The organism is Pseudoalteromonas sp. SIMBA_162 (assembly GCF_046535955.1).
Lineage (GTDB): Bacteria > Pseudomonadota > Gammaproteobacteria > Enterobacterales > Alteromonadaceae > Pseudoalteromonas > Pseudoalteromonas marina.
Window position 1 is genome coordinate 1 of sequence record NZ_JAWJBQ010000542.1, and the last position, 265, is coordinate 265.

At 66.4% G+C, this 265-nt stretch carries 1 protein-coding gene; it reads right to left on the bottom strand.

Going from position 1 to position 265, the window contains the following annotated elements; translation table 11 throughout:
- Positions 1–265 (bottom strand): glycine--tRNA ligase subunit alpha (locus tag R0J88_RS20845; protein WP_410901003.1); only part of this gene is annotated, 265 nt, incomplete at both ends.

Consider the following 265-nt stretch of genomic DNA (forward strand, 5'->3'; position numbering starts at 1 on the left):
TACGCGTCTCCCTCGGTAGTGGTGTCATCGGCGGCGAGCAGCTCATCACGCAGCGCCTGCGGGGCCAGCGGGAAGCCGGCGGCCTTGCGCGAATCGTAATAGGCGTGGGCCACATCACGGGCGAGAGTGCGCACGCGCAGGATGTAGCGCTGACGCTCGGTGACGGAGATGGCGTGACGCGCATCCAGCAGGTTGAAGGTATGTGATGCCTTCAGGACCTGCTCGTAGGCCGGCAGCGGCAGGTTGGCGGTCAGCAGCTTCTGGC